General features: G+C 48.2%; 13 protein-coding genes and 1 tRNA gene. 6 read left to right on the top strand and 8 right to left on the bottom strand.

The window, feature by feature from the left end; all coding sequences use genetic code 11:
- Positions 1–93: 93 nt before the first annotated feature.
- Positions 94–711 (top strand): lysophospholipid acyltransferase family protein, encoded by a 618-nt coding sequence (locus tag ELAC_RS09065; RefSeq protein ID WP_098038954.1) that lies wholly within the window; start codon positions 94–96, stop codon positions 709–711.
- A gap of 73 nt (positions 712–784) precedes the next feature.
- Positions 785–1,048 carry a hypothetical protein gene (locus tag ELAC_RS09060; protein WP_098038953.1) on the top strand — a complete coding sequence of 88 codons (264 nt, stop codon included), beginning with the start codon at positions 785–787 and terminating at the stop codon, positions 1,046–1,048.
- A gap of 23 nt (positions 1,049–1,071) precedes the next feature.
- Here the strand turns inward: ELAC_RS09060 and gnd are convergent, their stop codons facing one another.
- A complete protein-coding gene (gnd, locus tag ELAC_RS09055) occupies positions 1,072–2,523 on the bottom strand; it encodes a decarboxylating NADP(+)-dependent phosphogluconate dehydrogenase (RefSeq protein WP_098038952.1) in 1,452 nt (483 codons plus the stop codon).
- A gap of 412 nt (positions 2,524–2,935) precedes the next feature.
- On the opposite strand from gnd, the gene ELAC_RS09050 reads away from it, so the two are divergent.
- Both ELAC_RS09050 and ELAC_RS09045 read left to right on the top strand, forming a co-directional pair.
- Complete coding sequence (locus tag ELAC_RS09050; protein WP_098038951.1) at positions 2,936–5,518, top strand: coiled-coil domain-containing protein; 2,583 nt, start codon at positions 2,936–2,938, stop codon at positions 5,516–5,518.
- A 70-nt stretch (positions 5,519–5,588) separates the two neighbouring features.
- Positions 5,589–5,661, top strand: a tRNA-Arg gene (locus ELAC_RS09045).
- A 20-nt stretch (positions 5,662–5,681) separates the two neighbouring features.
- Here the strand turns inward: ELAC_RS09045 and ELAC_RS09040 are convergent.
- From ELAC_RS09040 to ELAC_RS09015, 6 genes are all read right to left on the bottom strand, one after another.
- On the bottom strand, positions 5,682–6,482 hold the full coding sequence (locus ELAC_RS09040) for an N-acetylmuramoyl-L-alanine amidase family protein (RefSeq protein WP_098038950.1): 801 nt from the start codon (positions 6,480–6,482) through the stop codon (positions 5,682–5,684).
- Positions 6,473–7,969 (bottom strand): UDP-N-acetylmuramoyl-L-alanyl-D-glutamate--2,6-diaminopimelate ligase, encoded by a 1,497-nt coding sequence (locus tag ELAC_RS09035; protein ID WP_098038949.1) that lies wholly within the window; start codon positions 7,967–7,969, stop codon positions 6,473–6,475. Before ELAC_RS09035 ends, ELAC_RS09040 begins: the two co-directional genes overlap by 10 nt.
- A 117-nt stretch (positions 7,970–8,086) precedes the next feature.
- Positions 8,087–10,111: a peptidoglycan D,D-transpeptidase FtsI family protein gene (locus ELAC_RS09030; protein WP_239414469.1), complete on the bottom strand. Its 2,025-nt coding sequence runs from the start codon at positions 10,109–10,111 to the stop codon at positions 8,087–8,089.
- Complete coding sequence (locus ELAC_RS09025; RefSeq protein ID WP_098038948.1) at positions 10,108–10,425, bottom strand: hypothetical protein; 318 nt, start codon at positions 10,423–10,425, stop codon at positions 10,108–10,110. The genes ELAC_RS09030 and ELAC_RS09025 overlap by 4 nt, the downstream gene beginning before the upstream one ends.
- Positions 10,422–11,351 (bottom strand): 16S rRNA (cytosine(1402)-N(4))-methyltransferase RsmH, encoded by a 930-nt coding sequence (gene rsmH / locus ELAC_RS09020; protein ID WP_098038947.1) that lies wholly within the window; start codon positions 11,349–11,351, stop codon positions 10,422–10,424. The genes ELAC_RS09025 and rsmH overlap by 4 nt, the downstream gene beginning before the upstream one ends.
- Before the next feature lie 552 nt (positions 11,352–11,903).
- A complete protein-coding gene (locus tag ELAC_RS09015; RefSeq protein WP_098038946.1) occupies positions 11,904–13,760 on the bottom strand; it encodes a hypothetical protein in 1,857 nt (618 codons plus the stop codon).
- A gap of 274 nt (positions 13,761–14,034) precedes the next feature.
- Between ELAC_RS09015 and ELAC_RS09010 the strand changes: the two genes are divergently transcribed.
- Together ELAC_RS09010 and ELAC_RS09005 are read left to right on the top strand one after the other, a co-directional pair.
- Positions 14,035–14,484 carry a DUF5399 family protein gene (locus tag ELAC_RS09010; RefSeq protein WP_098038945.1) on the top strand — a complete coding sequence of 150 codons (450 nt, stop codon included), beginning with the start codon at positions 14,035–14,037 and terminating at the stop codon, positions 14,482–14,484.
- Positions 14,485–14,487: 3 nt separating this feature from the next.
- Entirely contained in the window at positions 14,488–14,886 is a 399-nt protein-coding gene (locus ELAC_RS09005; protein ID WP_098038944.1) for a tetratricopeptide repeat protein, read from the top strand.
- 285 nt (positions 14,887–15,171) lie between these two features.
- On the opposite strand, the gene ELAC_RS09000 is transcribed toward ELAC_RS09005, so the two are convergent.
- The gene (locus tag ELAC_RS09000) at positions 15,172–16,359 is read right to left on the bottom strand and encodes a DegT/DnrJ/EryC1/StrS family aminotransferase (RefSeq protein ID WP_098038943.1); all 1,188 of its coding nucleotides are present in this window, start codon (positions 16,357–16,359) and stop codon (positions 15,172–15,174) included.
- Positions 16,360–16,446 lie beyond the last annotated feature (87 nt).

The following is a 16,446-nucleotide window of genomic DNA, read 5'->3' as shown; positions in this document are numbered from 1 at the left end:
AAAGAAGGCCCCTAGGCCTTCTTTTTCTTTTTCTTTTAAGGATCAGTCTTTTAAGATTTGCCAGACCCATAACTTCGGTTGGATGCTTTACCCATGCTCTATCGGATCTTGCACAAACTCCTACGACTCTATTTCCGCCTCGCCTACAACCACCAGGTGAGAGGGATTGAACATGTCCTTGGCTGCAAAAAAGGATGCATTATTGCGGCCAACCACACCTCCTTTCTCGATCCGCCGCTTGTTGGCATCTCCCTACCCTATCCGATCCATTTCCTGGCCAAAGATGCGCTTTTCCACAGCCGCTTTTTCAACTGGCTCATCACCTCGCTAAACGCCATTCCTCTGACAAAACGCGTCGATCACCAGGCGTTCAAACGCCTTTGCTCGCAGAATCAGGGGGGACTGACTGTCGTGATTTTTCCGGAAGGAACGCGCACTTTGGATGGCAACATCGAACCCTTCAGCCCGGGCGTTGCCCTTCTCGCCAAGTCGCTTGATCTTCCCGTCGTTCCCGCCTACATCCACGGCACATTCGCCATCTGGCCGCCCACTCGCTGGCTTCCCCGATTCTTTGGTAAAACAGCCATCTCCTTTGGCGCCCCGATTGACCTGCACGATTTTAAAGCGGAAAAAAAGCACGAGCAATACCGGCTTTTTACCGATTCCATTGAGAACGAGGTTCGCGCCCTAAAAAATAGTAATGTTAATTAACACAGAACATTATTGACTTTTATTAACTCGATTTGTAAAATATCTTTATAAAAACCAAATAAAATGAGTTTTTGTGGATAATTTACAGTTCCAAGAAAAAAGCAGCGCCCATTTTTTACAGTCTATTTTTCCGGCTGCTATCGCCTCGTGCGCCAAAATCGTGGAACCGAGCGAAAAGAAGATCACCGTGATCGCCACAGCGCAACTTTTCCAAGGAAAACCCCAAGCGGCCTCGCCGCTTGAGAGTCTCAAGGAAAAGTTCATGGCCACCACGATTGGAAAAATGCTGCTGAATCCCTTTGGCTACAGCGAAATTAGCTTAGAAACCAAAGAGTAACCTCAGTTACCTTCGAAAATTTCTCACGCGTTATAGGTCGATGAACTGGCCTTGCCGCCCGTTCCTGCCCAGTCGGTGTGGAAAAACTCGCCTCTTTTTCTGTCTATTCTTTCATAAGTGTGCGCCCCGAAGTAGTCCCGCTGCGCTTGCAGCAAGTTGGCCGGCAGCCTTTGGCATTTAAATCCGTCGAAGAATGCCAGCGCGGAACTGAAACAAGGAGCTGCAATACCCGAAAGGGCCGCCTCGGACACCGTCTTGCGCCAACCTGCCTCCGCCTTTTTGACCTCTCCCTGGAAATAGGGATCGAGCAAAATATTGGACAGCTTGGCATCTTTATCAAACGCCTCTTTGATCTTTCCTAAAAAGCGGCTTCGGATGATGCAGCCTCCACGCCACATCAAGGCGATGGCGCCAAAATTGATCTGCCAGCCGTAAGCTTTGGATGCCTCACGCATCAGCATAAACCCTTGAGCGTAGCTGATGATTTTCGAGGCATAAAGAGCATGTTTGACAGATTCGGCAAACGAGCGAAAATCTCCGGACACCTTTTTTTTCTCCATCGGATAAGCTTTGGACGCTTGCACCCTCTCGTCTTTGAGAGCAGACAAGCACCTCGCGAACACCGCCTCGCCGATCAAGGTGAGCGGCTGCCCGAGATCGAGAGCATTGATGACAGTCCACTTGCCTGTCCCCTTCTGGCCGGCAACATCAAGTACCTTATCGACTAAAAAACCCCCTTCAGGATCTTTGACCTGGAAGATGTGGCTCGTAATTTCGATCAGGTAACTCTCCAACTCCTCTTTATTCCAGTTAGTGAAGATGGAGGCGAGCTCCTCATTGGAGACACCAAGACCCTCTTTCAAGAGGCTGTAGGCTTCCGAGATGAGCTGCATGTCACCGTATTCAATGCCGTTGTGTACCATCTTGACGTAGTGGCCCGCGCCGGCATCTCCCACCCAGTCGCAACAGGCTTCGTTGTTTTCGACTTTAGCGGCGATCGCGGTGAAGATCGGTTTAACGTGCGGCCACGCCTCCTTATGACCTCCCGGCATGATGGATGGTCCGTGGCGGGCACCCACCTCTCCTCCCGATATGCCGGCGCCGACAAACAGTAGCTTTTTCGTTTTCAGATACTCGCAACGCCTTGAGGTGTCTGTATAAAGGCTGTTGCCGCCATCGATGATGATGTCGCCCGGCTCTAAGTGCGGAATGATCGCTTCAATAAACTCATCGACGGCATCCCCCGCTTTGACCATCAACATGACCCGGCGCGGTCTTTTTAAGGTGGCAATAAACTCTTCGATGGAATGGGTGCCGATGACGCGGGTGCCTTTGGCCGGCCCTTGCAGAAAGTCGTCCACTTTAGAGACTGTGCGGTTAAAGACAGCCACCGTAAAGCCGTGATCGTTCATATTCAAGACCAGATTCTGTCCCATCACCGCCAACCCGATCAATCCGATATCCGCTTTTTCCATCCCAAATCCCCTTATTCAAAATACTGTTGCACTTCTCCAGGTTCGTCGCCCGCGAACCATGTCAAAATCTACCATATACCAGTGCCTTAAAATTTGTAAGAGGCGATCGCCTATACCGAAACAACTTGAAGAATTGGAAATTTGGCCAGGAGGGCCTTAAGAATTTTTGTCCGGAGCGAGCGACCATTGCCGAGAGGCAAGGCGCGAGTGAGAACGAAAATTCTTAAGTAAACCCGACGAAGCCAAAGACCAATTCTTCAGGTTGTTTCGGTATATCACAAAAAGAACAGATATTTAAATATTTTGTAAATTAATTATTTAAAATCGTTGTGATTTTGTAAATACATTTATTTAATTTATAAGTTATAATTTAAGAAACGAAGTAGAAAGGATTACTAAAGGGGAGGTTTTTATGCATGTACCTACCGGGCAGGGAGGCCCGATTCAAGGACAGAACTTTCATGAAACGTCCGCAGGACAACCGACGCAACAGGCAAATCACGAGGGGCGCCTTTACGTTTCAGTCAACCGGGAATCCGGTTCTTTGGAATTTACGACCAATCGACATTTAGCCAGTACCCCTAAGCAAGTGCAAAAATTCATGAAGGAACATGGCAGTACCCTCGGGCAAGACCAGGTCAACATGCTGCGCCACGCATCATTAAAGGGGGGAAAGGTAGTCGTCCGTGCCGATACTAGCTCGCCAGACCGCCCAGGGCGAACGGCAAGCAAAATCCAGAAATACGCTTCCAACGTCACGAGCTTCGTTAAAAATTTAGGAAAAACCGACAGCACCCTGGTCAAAGCGACATCCGCAGAAGCACATGACCGTAGCTTGGAAATTCCCAATAATCGGTTAAACAACGCCTTTCAAGAGAAAATGGCTGAAGGCGGGCTTGGTGAACAATTAAGTAAGCTTAGCGAACTCAAAGCAAATCATTCCGAGATGAAGCAAAAACTTGATGCGTTTGAAGATCAGATATCTAAGATAAAAAATAGCATGTCCAAGCAGGACTCTCCCACCAAATTGTCGGATTTGAGAAGACAGCTTAACGAGGTACTGATCAATCCCGAGTATTTGAAACTAGAAAAAGATGTGCCTCAAATCGGACAGGAAATCGCTCAGCTTGAGGGACAGCTGCAAGGAGAGGATCACCAGGCCGCCATGCACTCAATAATCGACATGGCCACTGTCAAAAATGGTGACTCATTTCCTGAAAAGACAGCCAAGAGAAGCTTCAGCAGTGAGCACGAGGCAACCTTAAAGGCCATGAAAGCACTCACGGGCAACGCCGAAATGGTCAAAGGGGTCGCAGATGCTTTTGAGCAAAAACTCAGCGCCGGAGGCCTGAAAGGTCAGCTTGGTGCGCTGATCTACATGAAGGTTTCTCTCAACGAGATGAAAGAGGAACTATCCTCTCTTGACCCGAGTTCAAAAAAAGCGTCAGATCTTAAGGATGCAATCCAAGACACCGAGGCAGACATCGGAAAAAGAGAGCTGCAGCTTAGATCTAAGGGCTCAAGAAATCAGATCCGGGAAGCCCTGAAAGAGTGCTCCATCAAAGAGGAAGACTCCAGCGAGTTAAAAGCCGCAAAAAGCAAATTCACGCAAGATAATGCAGGTTTGGTCCAACAGATGAAATCCTTAACCTCCATTCAATTTAAAGAAGAGGCCGAAATCCGCGTTGTTAACGTCAATACCGGCAAAGCCGAGTCATTCTCCGTGCCCACAAACTTCAGCGACCGAACTGATACGGCCAAGCAAATCAAGGGAAAAGGCTACTCGGAAAGAGCCGAGGGGGAGATGACGGTCAGAAAGCATGTCAAAAAACACTATGAAGCGCAGGGCTCACCCGTTCCGGATGCATCCAAGATTAGTTCTGCGGTGACTATGGATAAACTAACAAATGAAAACCATGTCAATTATGAACAGATGGCAAACGCATTTAACAATAAATTTTTAGAAATCTCTGACACGAAGGTTCGCATTTTTGGATCCATCGCCAAAAACGGAGCAAGTAAATCTGCTCGTGTACTGGACGAGATCTTAAATGAACTCCCCAACGCCACCATCAAAAATCAGGGTGATCTCAAGAAAGAGGTTCTAAAGAGGCTGCAAAACAGTAATGTCACCAAAGAGATGATCGATAGAGATCTGTTTAAAGATCTGACAACAGGAGGGAAAATCAACCACGACGTAACTCAGTCTCCTGAGTTCAAATCACTTACAGCAGCATTTAAAGATGGAAGCTGGAAAGAGGGGGAGATGAGGGAGATTCATCTCACCGATTTTGAGCCTGATGACCTTGCGCTCACCTTTAAAGCTTTAGATTATGTGTTCAATGATCCGGCTACTCAAACAGTGCTGGAGCACTTCGTCCCCCTGGGCAGCTCAGGTCCTCAGCTTGAGGCCGATGTTGCATTACGCAAGAGCGAAGACAAATGGGAAAGTTTGAAAGCGCAGGTTAAAACCAAAACCGGTCAACTGGATAAGTTAGATAAAGAAAAGGCTGTGCTGCAAGCGGAGTGGAATAACCAGAAAAAATTGTACGATGCGGGCAGTAAAGACGGAAAAATGTTCGCCTCTCAGAAAATGGCGGATTACCAGCAAAAAATCAACGACCAAAACTCCAAGATCAATGCGCTCCAAAATGAGATCAAGGTGATGCAAAGCGATATCGACAAACTCAGTTCTACTCCCGAAATGGGAGCTTTTGTCGCCGCTCGTAATAGAAAGGATCAACGGGAAAGTCTAACTGCACAGGTAAAAACAAAAACCGGCCAAATGACTAAGTTAAATAAAGAAAAAGCCGTGCTGCAAGCGGAGTGGAATAACCAGAAAAAATTGTACGACGTAGGCAGTGAGGAAGGAAAAAGGTTCGCCTCCCAAAAAATCACCGATTACGAGCAGAAAATCAAACAGCAAGACAGCAAGATTGACGCGCTTCAAAGTGAGATCGCCAAGATGCAGAGCGACATCGATAAACTCAGCTGATCGCTCGCCCGCTCTATCCAATGAAAGGTGTTGAGAAGAAACTTGCGCTGTCTTAGAATCATCTCTTCACGTTCTCGTAGCTCAGTGGATAGAGCGGTTGCCTCCTAAGCAACAGGTCGCGCGTTCAAGTCGCGCCGAGGACAATTCCTTAAAAGACACTCTCTTACTGGGCGGCAAACTTCTTGATCCCTTGCGCGATGCCCCATGCCAACTTCTTCAGGTAGGAGCCGTCCCGGATCTTCTGCATCTCATCGTCATTAGTCATAAAGCCCCCTTCCACAATGATGGCGGGCACATTCGTCTCGCGGATCACTAAGTAGTTGCCATGCTTGACACCGCGCGACTTGGCCTTGGTATAGGCAAGAACCCCATCTAAAACCTTAGAAGCGAGCACCTTCGATTTATCGGTTCTCAGTTTTTCCGTATCGGATTTGTAATAGTATACCTCAACCCCTTCGGCTGCCTTGCTCGGTGCGGAGTTAAAATGAACGCTAACAAACAGAAGCGGGCTTTTTTCATTGGCAAAGGAGGCGCGGTCTTTAAGCTCGATAAACTCGTCTTTGTCCCGGGTCATCACCGTTTTAAATCCGAGCAGCTTTAAATACTCATTCAAAGCGATCGAGGTGGAGAGCGTCAGGTTTTTCTCGTAATATTTCGGCGTTTTAAGTGACTGGGTGCCGTTATCTTTTCCCCCGTGTCCCGGGTCAATCACGATCAGAGGGCCTGTCGCCTCAATTTTTTTGGGAAGGACTGCAATCGGCGCGGGAGCGGCCAGCGCAATCTCCTTTTTCGGGGGGACCGCGGCGATCTGCTTTTTGTGAGGGGGGGTGGGTTCTTCCTCATAGTAACGGTATTGGGGCGTTTTCCCGCACGATGAAGCTAAGAAAAGGATCAGCACCACGAAAAGAAGGCGATGAGAACACTGTTGAAAGGGAAGGCGCCTTCCCCAGTTGATTAACGGCATCTCACGCTCTCTTTGAGATCGAGGCACTCTTTGGCTTCCTTGCGGTCATCGAAAGGGACTGTTTTATTGTGGAATATCTGAGAAGCTTCATGTCCTTTGCCGGCTATCAAAACAATATCCCCTTCTTTTGCTTCTTCAATCGCGTGAGCGATGGCTTTTTTTCTGTCAGGCTCGACGGCAACAGGCCTCTTGCCGGAAAATCCTCTTTTGATCGCTTCAATAATTGCCAATGGATCCTCAGAGCGCGGGTTGTCGGTGGTGACGACCACTTTGTCACTATACATCTCGGCAGCTCGGGCCATGAGCGGCCGCTTGTGCCCCCCCCCCCCCCCGCCGCAGCCAAAGACTGTGATCACCTTACCCGTCTTGATGTCGCTTAAGGTTTTAAGGACGTTTTCCAGGGCATCGGGCTTGTGAGCGTAGTCGACAAGGCACACGATACCCAGCTTGTTATCGATATACTCCAGCCTGCCGGGAATTTTTGGAGGGTTCTCCAAGACCCTGACGCTGCTTTCAAGGGAAAACCCTCTTGAGAGTCCTACAGAGAGGGCCGCCAGGAAATTATAGACGTTGAACTTACCACTGAAGGGAAGGAAGACAGGGCAGGAAATTCCCCGGAAAACAGCCTTGAACTCTGTCTTCCCGGGGAAATAATTGATTCCTGCTGCACGCACATCGGCATGGTTTTCAACTCCATACGTTAGCACTTGCCCGCGGTAACGCTCTAGCATATGCGATGACCAGGGACTGTCGGCATTGATGATGGCACTCTTGCCGAACGACGCCTTTTCTTTAGACTGCTTTTGAGAGAGCATATGAAACAGCCGCTCTTTTGCCTTGGCATAAGCTTCCATGTCGGGATGGTAGTCGAGGTGCTCGGGGCTTAAGTTAGTGAAGACCGCCGTATCAAAATTAACCCCCTCGACGCGGCCTTGGTCGAGTGCGTGCGACGTCACTTCCATCACACAGGAGCGCATTTTGAGATCGACCATCTCTTTTAGAAGCTTGTGCACTCGTGTCACGTCAGGCGTTGTGTGCGTCGCCGGATAGCGCATCTCCCCGATCTGATATTCGATAGTTCCCATCAATCCCGCGGGGCCGTCGAGTTTCTCCAGGAGATGTTTGACTAGATAAGAAACGGTTGTTTTCCCCGAAGTGCCCGTGATGCCGACCATATAGAGCTTATCGGAGGGTAGCTCATAATACGCCGCTGCCAGCTCTGCCTCTACCTTCTTCACATCGTGACACACAATCTGCGCTATCTCTTTATAGGCAGGATCATAAAGATCGGTCAGTACCGCTTTGGCACCGGAGGCGATCGCTTCGGGAATAAAGTCTCCGCCGTCATGGTCTTTGCCTCTCCTTGCGATGAAGAGGTTGCCCGGCGCAACATATTTGGAGTTGGCGCAAACGCCAGAAATCTCGATTTCTTTAGGGCCCCGGATCTCGATCCCTTTAATATCTTTGAGAAGTTTTTTCAGCTTCATATCACTCTATTGGCTCTATTCACTCTAATATACCGAAATTTTTAGATATTTTTCGGTATATCATTAAAATTAACGACGGATGATTATGAAATCAAATTTTAAAATTGTTTCTTTGTATCAGTTATTCCACTTTTGGCTGATTTCTTGCAACTTTTTGGTTTCGCCTATCCAATCGGCTTTCTTCTCATCATACCTTGGGTCTTTCGGAGGATAGCCGTAAGGGTCATCTGGCTCCACACCCATATACTCAAGCGCCCGTGTGGCTATTTTGCTGAACACCGGAGCTGTGCAGATACCCGAATAATAGGTGTGGCCCACTCCCGGTTTATAAGTAATATCAGGCTCGTCCATTGTGACCAATAAGACAAAAGCAGGCTTGACAACGGGAGTGAACCCAATGAAAGTGGAGATATAATTCTTCTTCGAATACTGTCCGCCTACAATTTTGTTGGCTGTTCCGGTCTTACCGGCTTCGGTGTACCCATAGACTTCCCCGCGAAATCCGCCTCCTCCGGGCTTAGTGACAAATTTCATCCCGCGGACCACTCTTTCAGCTATCTCCTTGGAAATAACACGTTTAAATTTCGATATCCTCTCAGGATCGGTATTATCCAAGATCAACTCTTCACTTCCATCGGGATTTGTCCTGACAATTTTTCTGATCAAGGTAGGTTCGACTAAGAATCCACGATTGGCAAAGACCGAGATCGCCCGCAGAAGTTGAAAGCTGTTGACCTGCAAGTTATGTCCGATTGCCAAAGAAAAGGGCGTGGGTACAGACCACTCAAGCTTGCCGTTCGGGTGCATTTTACCGGGGGTGGGCAAAACTCCCGGACTTTCGGCAGGAAGCTCCAGGAAAGTCCTTCTGCCAAAGCCAAATGAATCAGCGAGAGCTTTTCTATACCACTGGTCTCCGAGCTTAAGAATCACCCGGTGAATAATTCTTCCCATATAGATGTTAGAGGACTTTTGCAAAGCCATATCCATATTCATCAGTTTATGGGACTTGGTATCTTTAATCGGCTTGCTTCTTCCGGGGAAGGCTCCACTGGCAGTCGCGATCATCTCCTCAGGTGTGAAAAGAGGCGGCTCCCCTCTTTTTTTCATCTCCTCATTGGCCATGAGGGCAATCGCGCAGGTGACCGGCTTCATCACAGAACCAGGTTCTTGGGCATCCGTGAGAGGTTTCACTTTGGTAGTCTCTGCGATCGAGGAATCCTTAAAAAAACGGGAGTAGTCGTCAGGATAGAAAAAAGGATATTGAGCGATAGCCAGCACCTCTCCGGTACGCGGCTCCATCATCGCCGCCCAGCCATATTTAGCTCCGCACGCCTTAACCCCGGCTTCGATCTCCTCTTCACAGATGGCCTGGAGGCAGTGGTTGATGGTCAAAAAGACATCGGCGCCGTGGATCGGAGGTTTAACCACTTCGCCCATCTCAAAGGAGTGCCTGGGTGAGCGCATCATAATTCTCTTGCCCTGACACCCCTTCAGGTAAGAGTTTAAACAAAGTTCAAGCCCCCCTGTCGGGACTGCCTGCTTGGTCGTTTCGTCCTTTCTCTCCTGAATGGTGTGCAGAACCTGACCCAACATTTTTCCGAAAGGATAGGAGCGTTTATAGTCGGTCACAAAGAAAAGAGCGTTGGAGGGAATCTTGTTTTTTTTCGCAAACGGCCGCCACCACTTCTCGATCTCGTCTTTTTTCTCCTTGGGAAGCCACATCGCCAGAGTGCGGCTTCTGCTTTTCGCAAGCAGCTGGTCGGCCAATTTCTCCATCTCGGGTCCATTTAAAGAGAGGATCTCATTTAACGCCTCAACTATTTTGACGTGATTTTTCTCCTCGATGGAAAGGGGATCGGCAAACAGATGGAACATCCGGATATCGGCAACAAAGGCCTTAGGCGATTCAGGATGGCCTCTTTTGACCGTAGGATTGGAAAAAAAACGCCCCCTCAAGAAGGGCTCGGTGACGATAAAAAAATGCTGGCGCTCCCCCCGTTTCTCCCAATAGTCACCCTGAATGATCTGCAAACGATAAAATTGCGTGAGCAAAAGCGCAAAGAGTCCGACCAAAGCCATCGCGAGAAGCGCAAGGCGCCTTCGCTCCAAAAACGTTACCGGCTCTTTACTTTTCTTACTCACCTTCCGCGGCCTCCGCCTTCTTGCAGAGTGATCACTTCGCTCTCCCTCGGATAGTGAAGATGCTGGAACTGTTTCATGCGGGAATAACGCATCAGATTCACGGGGTTTTCCAATTTATCTATCTCATATTGCAGCCTTGTGTTCTCCTCCTCCAGGGTCTTCAGTTTCTTCTGGAGTTCAGGGATCTCTCTTCGCTTGGCCGTTACCGTGTTCTGCCGATCGATGTATTTGTAGGCAAAAAAGGAGATGATGACAAGAGAGACAAAGCACTTGGCGACAAAGAGAAATTTACTAGAGAACAGACTTTCGTTCATAGTTTTTCAGCCACCCTCAGCTTGGCGCTCCTGCTGCGTGGGTTGTCCGCCACTTCCCTGTCGGTCGCCTCCAGAGGTTTTCTTGTCAGGGTTTTCAATGACGGCTCCCTGTCGATAAACAGTCCGCCAATACCGGATGTGCTCTCTTTATCGAGGCTCTCCTTTTGGAAAAATCTCTTCACGATCCGATCTTCCAGGGAATGGAAGGAGATCACCGCAAGCCTTCCGCCCTTTTTCAAGAGTTTTAAAGCGATAGGCAGCGCCTCATCAATTGCCTTCAGCTCGTCATTGACAGCAATCCTGAGTGCCTGGAAAACTAAAGTGGCAGCGTGGATTTGCGGCTTTCTCGAACGGATAGATTCCTGCATAAGATCTGCAAGCTCCTTTGTAGTGTTGAGAGGAGATTGCAACCTGGCCTTTACTATTGCCTGAGCTGCTTTTCTCCACATCTTCTCCTCTCCCCATTCACGGAATATCCACCCCAATTCCTCTTCTGGATATGTGTTGACGATGATACCGGCTGTCAGCGGATTGGATTTATCCATCCGCATATCAAGAGGACCCTCCTCGCGGAAACTAAAACCCCTCTCCTCTTCGTCAAGTTGCATGGAGGATACTCCGAGATCCAGCAAGATTCCATCGTAGACACCCTCTCCTTCTTTCAGAAGCGCTCCCAAGGCGTTGGAGAACTGCGCATGCAGAAACCGCGTCTTCCCGCTGAAGGGCATAAGTCTTGCAGATGCTATCTTCAAAGCGCTTTGATCCCGGTCTATTCCTACAAGTTGTTCAATTTCAGGATGGCTTTTAAGAATGGCCTCCGCATGGCCTCCAGCACCTAACGTTCCGTCAATGAATCGATGAATCTGCATGGGTTTGAAAGATTCGAGAACTTCCTCTTTCAGGACAGAAATGTGGGGATAATCCATAAAATATGAGCCTTGGCTTGCCTGGTAATGGTGGATAATGGGGAAATCTAAGAAATCGGCATCGGCAAAGGAGATCGATCCGTTATCAGTGCCCGAAACCTATTTCTTTAGTTTGTAGCAAGAATAGCCTAAGCTCGATTTTCCAAGAACCTATCCCGGTAAAAAGTTTCTACCGACTTTTCGGTTCATTTCAACTCTCCCCCTTCCGCAAATTTCAAGAATAATCAAAATATGCGCGCCTTAAACAGGCCAGAATAGACCGAAAACATCTCAGAATTGGGGATTTTTTGAAAACTAACGCTCTGTTTGACCACTTTTGATGAACCCGGCAAAAGACTGGAAGGCCACCAACTGTCTCACACCCCTAATGCTAGATGACTTGCAAGCTTTTAATCTTGAGAGCTTTCTCTGAGCTAAAGACAAATTTTTAGACACTTTCGGTCTATCAATCCACTATTCCGAATGTTTTTCAGGACGTAGAGGACAATTCGGCAGGCAAGCCATGCGATTTCAGTTTTAGTAAAGACTCTCAGAGCTGGAGATCACGAGAGGTCACGCCGCCGGTGTCCCAGCAAGGCGCGCCGCTCCCTGTTTTTTTTGTAATTGTTTTTTCTCAAAAGATCTCTTGGCCCTCTGTATACGCGAATCCCTGAACATCTCATGGGGATCTACCACTTTGCAGTGTTTGCTGCCTACAGCTCCTCTCAAGTGCAGGTAATTTCCGCGCTCCCAAAGAGGAATACTAGATTCCAAATCCCTTCCCTTTACCTTCTGTGCGTGGATAAAGCGCATCTTCGGTTTCAATTTGCTTTTCTTCCCCTCTACCAGTTCATGCAACACTAATAGCTCCATAACAGTACCCCCCCCGGAACGGGTAATGGTGTTGCATTTCAGCTCCAGGTTGACCAAATGCTCAGGATTTTGGAAGGAGAGCGGGATGACGCGTAAATTGGAGGGCCAATTTTTTTGGGTCTTGATGTAATCGCAAAGCTCTTTATAAAAACACTCCTTGCCGGGAATGAATTTCCCCGCAAAAGCGAAGAGCTTATAGCTCTCTTTCGGATTTTGCTTGGCCTCTAAAAGAAATTTATCCACATAGTCCACAATTGCCTGCTTGGTCGGCTGACTGCCCAGCATCAAAAAGTAGGCGTTATCTTTGTCATCCACCTGATATTCGAAGTTGAACCCGTCAGCACCGACCAGCTCTCCGGTCGCCTTCTGGTGCTTGAGAACCTCTTTCAATAATTTGGACTCCTCTTCGCCCGTCACCTTAAATCCGACCGGCGCTTCAGGTGTATAGCTTTCCACTGCCTTAAGGAAAGAGGCGCGCACAGGAAAATCTCGCGTCTTCAGCTCGACAACCTGATCGTCCGGAAGATTGCAACGGATTATCCAGGTGTCTTTGTCGGTTGGTTTCGGCGCGTGGAGGATAAGGTGCTTTTTCCCGGCGATCTCCCAAATTCTTTTCAGCGATTTGAAAAAATGTCCCGACAGGCCCGTCGGCATATCTGTCATGTAAAGATGAAGCTTCACCTCTGGATCCATGGCAGGCTTGAAAAAAGCGTTATAAATGCAGAGGGCAAACAAGATAGAGGGCGTTGCCATTGCCTGAGTGGACACCACCTTCCTCGGATGATGGTTGATCAGATCTCTCAGCGTCTGAATAAAGATAACAGGACCAAACACGCGGTCAGAAAGCCACTGCAGCGAAGCGAGACTTTCCTGTTTCTTGACATTACCCTCCTGCTGGGCCCTATCCCACGACTCGGCACTGGCCACTCCAACAGAACCGACATAATCGGTCAAGACATCCGCCTCATGCAGATACCCCATCTGCTTACACCAATCTGTAAAGACTCCAATGTTGGTGAAGCGACTGGAAAAGTCAGCCTTAACTTCTTCTGAGGCATGTCCGATAATCTGATTCCTGAGCTTGACCATCTCCTTTTCTGTCTGGGCTTCCTTGGCCGATTTATGGCCTCCCCCTCCGGAGGACCAAAGATAGAGTGTGTCTTTGTTCTCCCCTTTGCCAAAGGAGTTGACTAACGCCCTGACCTGTTCCGAGATGCGGTCATGGGTCAGAATCAAGGTGTCTGAATTTCCGCTGGTCTCGAGGATATGATCGATCAGCTTCTGATCCCGCCCCTTGGTGATATTATAACCCCTGATCGCGTGATCCACTGTCTCAACCTGGATCTTGTAATAGGAGGCTTTGCCGACTTTGAATTTTCGGATACTCAACGATTCGATGTCGCTGAGATCGGATATGTTGCTCGCGAGCAGCTTCAGAATCTCGTCTTTTTGAGTCCGCAGCTTTTTCTCCAAGGATTTCTGCTCTTTAAGACCTCCGGACGCCGGCAGTTCGGTCTGATAGCTCAGTACGTTGTTTCCAAGGCAGACATAATCCATACAAGGACCTCCTTGAGAACGGCTTCCCGATGATCAGGAGCAAACTCTTAGTTCTAAGATAACGTATAAATAATTTAATTTTCAAACCGTAAATAAAATTGATTAACCACAATATTAATAAATTATAAACATTGATGTCAAAACACAGTGCAAAACTATATCAACCCCAATCCCTGTAGCCGACAGCCTCGCCAGCTAACCTTTGCTTAAAAAACCGGAAGTTTGTTAAAATACTTTTATAAGGTTCACCACATTTATTTTGTTTGAGGCTGCAATGGCAACAATTGACAATCTAGACCTCAATATCTACCAGATGTACGCGATGCGTACTAAGATGATCGAGCAGATCAATCAACAGCTCAGGCTCGATCAAGCTGCCAGCATTCCACCACAGACGCAAGTCTTTGACATCTACCCCAAACTCACCGAACTTGACCTCCTGCTGGGTATTATTCCTCTAGGCACCCCTTGGGCCTATTTTTACCCACCCAAAAAATTCATGGATTTAAGGCGCTCCCCATTTGCCTTCTATCGCATCGCTCCAACTCTTGGCACCTTAGATGATCAAGAGAGCCTCGAAGAGGAAATCAGAGAGACTGAAGTGGACTCTCCGGAGGACAGCCGTAAAAAAGAGAAGATTCTTGCTTGCTTAAAAGAAATTAAAAAGCTTAATTCTTGGTTAGGATTCATCATCGGCAGAGTGGGTCAGTTTCTCCAAGGATAAAGAATGGCAAAAATCGACTGGCGGGCAAAATTAGGCTGGGGAGAGGACCAGGTGGATGATATCCGCATGGCCGGCTACGCCTACATCAGACAAGGTAAGTACGACATCGCCCTCCCCCTCTTTGAAGCGCTAGTCATTTTAGAACCGGACAATCCCTACAACCCTCAAACTCTGGGAGCTATCTACCTCCAGATGGGTAAAGCTGTTGAAGCGATCAAAGCACTCGATACAGCGCTCAAGCTAGAAGCCGATCACGCCCCCACCCTGCTTAATCTCACCAAAGCGCTCTTCATGCTTGGAAGGAGAGAAGAGGGTCTCAAACTAGCCAATATTTTAAAGAATGAAAGAGAATTACAGATCGCCAACGCGGCTAAAGCGCTGATCTTGGCCTACCAGATCTAAGAGCCTGTACTAAAACTCAATTGGTATGCTTTGCTGCTCAATCCACCTATAATCTCCGAAAAAATTTTCAGCATATCAATCCTATATTCTGAAATTTTTTTCGGAGATTATAGGTCGATTTAGCAAACAAATCATACGATTTCAGCTTTAGCACTGGCTCTAAGAGCCCGTACTAAAACTCAATTGACATGTTTTGTTTGCTGAATTTGAATCTACGATAGTGTCGTAAAACTTAGGATTCTGGATTCGAGAGGCAGTTTCGGAAGGGGCTGAAGACCCACCGGTTTAGGTTGGCTTCCCCGACCTGATCACGTTGAGCAAGGCGCTCGAAATCTCATCGACTTCCCCCACCGTGAGATCATAATAAAGCGGAAGTGTAAGTGCTTGACGGTAATACATTTCCGTTTCCGGGAAATACTCCCTGATATCCCTGGCCCCTTTGCGGAAAAAGGGATGCCTGTAAAGAGGAATATAGTGAACCTGCGTTCCGATCCCCAACTCCCGCAACTCTTCCATCACCTGCGCCCGCTCTTTTTGCAGAGCCGCAAAATCGATCTGGCAAACGAAGAGGTGCCACGCCACATCGACCCCTTCTTCGGGTTCGAAAAAGGTCAGGTGCTCCACCCCGGACAAATTCTCACGGTATCTTTTCACGAGCTCCTTACGCTTGGAGATGAAACCCTCAATGCGTGAAAACTGGCTGCGTCCCAGAGCTGCCTGCAGCTCATTCATGAAATAGTTTCCGGTGAGGTAATTGACTTCGTAAACCCAAGGCCCTCTCTCCTCCTCTTTGAAAAGGGCGGGCTCCCTTTCAATCCCATTATTGCGGTAATAGAGAAGTTTTTGATAGAGGGATTCATCGTTGGTAGTGCACATTCCTCCTTCGGCTGTCGTGATCGTTTTCGCCGGATGAAAGCTGAAGCAGGTAATGTGGCTATAATCGCAAGATCCAACCCGCGTGCCGTCCTTGTACTTAGAGCCAATGGCATGAGCCGCGTCCTCAATCACAACGGTATTCAAATCCTTGATGTGAGATTCGAGCAGTTGCATGTCGACCGGGATGCCCGCAAAGTGAACCGGCACGATAATGTTTTTGCCCCGCGTGGAGAGAGTTTGCAGGTTGTAGCTTAACTTCTCCACATCGATATTCCCGCTTTTGCGGTCGATGTCGATAAAAACCGGTGCTGCCCCTTTTTGACATGCCCCTGAAAGGGTAGCGACGAATGTGTTGGGAGTTGTAAGCACCCTATCGTACGGACTTGCCTCTGCGGCAAAAAATGCCGCGGAAAGGGCTGTCGAACCACTATTAAAAGAGACAGCGAAGCGCGCCCCGCAAAAGTCCGCTACCTCCCGTTCAAAGGAAGAGGCAAAATCGCCGCGAGTTAGGGCCGGGCTTTTCAAGGCTTCCAAAACAGCTTTCTCATCAAGATCATTGATGGACTGTTTTGCGTAAGGGTATTTTAACTGGCTCATAACTTTTTCGATAGGGAGTGTCAAACTCGTTTAATCTTTACTAATGGCGTCATTATGCCTAGCCCTACATAAATAAATCTTCTAAAT

This window comes from Estrella lausannensis (assembly GCF_900000175.1).
Lineage (GTDB): Bacteria > Chlamydiota > Chlamydiia > Chlamydiales > Criblamydiaceae > Estrella > Estrella lausannensis.
The sequence above is the reverse complement of the archived record's forward strand: the minus strand, read 5'-3'. Positions and strand labels throughout refer to the sequence as shown.

Bases quoted from the DNA above. Each gene is read 5' to 3' on its own strand.
- ELAC_RS09065 (WP_098038954.1), top strand. From the start codon at position 94: ATGCTCTATCGGATCTTGCACAAACTCCTACGACTCTATTTCCGCCTC.
- gnd (WP_098038952.1), bottom strand. From the start codon at position 2,523: ATGGAAAAAGCGGATATCGGATTGATCGGGTTGGCGGTGATGGGACAG.
- ELAC_RS09050 (WP_098038951.1), top strand. From the start codon at position 2,936: ATGCATGTACCTACCGGGCAGGGAGGCCCGATTCAAGGACAGAACTTT.
- ELAC_RS09040 (WP_098038950.1), bottom strand. From the start codon at position 6,482: ATGCCGTTAATCAACTGGGGAAGGCGCCTTCCCTTTCAACAGTGTTCT.
- ELAC_RS09035 (WP_098038949.1), bottom strand. From the start codon at position 7,969: ATGAAGCTGAAAAAACTTCTCAAAGATATTAAAGGGATCGAGATCCGG.
- ELAC_RS09025 (WP_098038948.1), bottom strand. From the start codon at position 10,425: ATGAACGAAAGTCTGTTCTCTAGTAAATTTCTCTTTGTCGCCAAGTGC.
- rsmH (WP_098038947.1), bottom strand. From the start codon at position 11,351: ATGGATTATCCCCACATTTCTGTCCTGAAAGAGGAAGTTCTCGAATCT.
- ELAC_RS09015 (WP_098038946.1), bottom strand. From the start codon at position 13,760: ATGGATTATGTCTGCCTTGGAAACAACGTACTGAGCTATCAGACCGAA.
- ELAC_RS09010 (WP_098038945.1), top strand. From the start codon at position 14,035: ATGGCAACAATTGACAATCTAGACCTCAATATCTACCAGATGTACGCG.
- ELAC_RS09005 (WP_098038944.1), top strand. From the start codon at position 14,488: ATGGCAAAAATCGACTGGCGGGCAAAATTAGGCTGGGGAGAGGACCAG.
- ELAC_RS09000 (WP_098038943.1), bottom strand. From the start codon at position 16,359: ATGAGCCAGTTAAAATACCCTTACGCAAAACAGTCCATCAATGATCTT.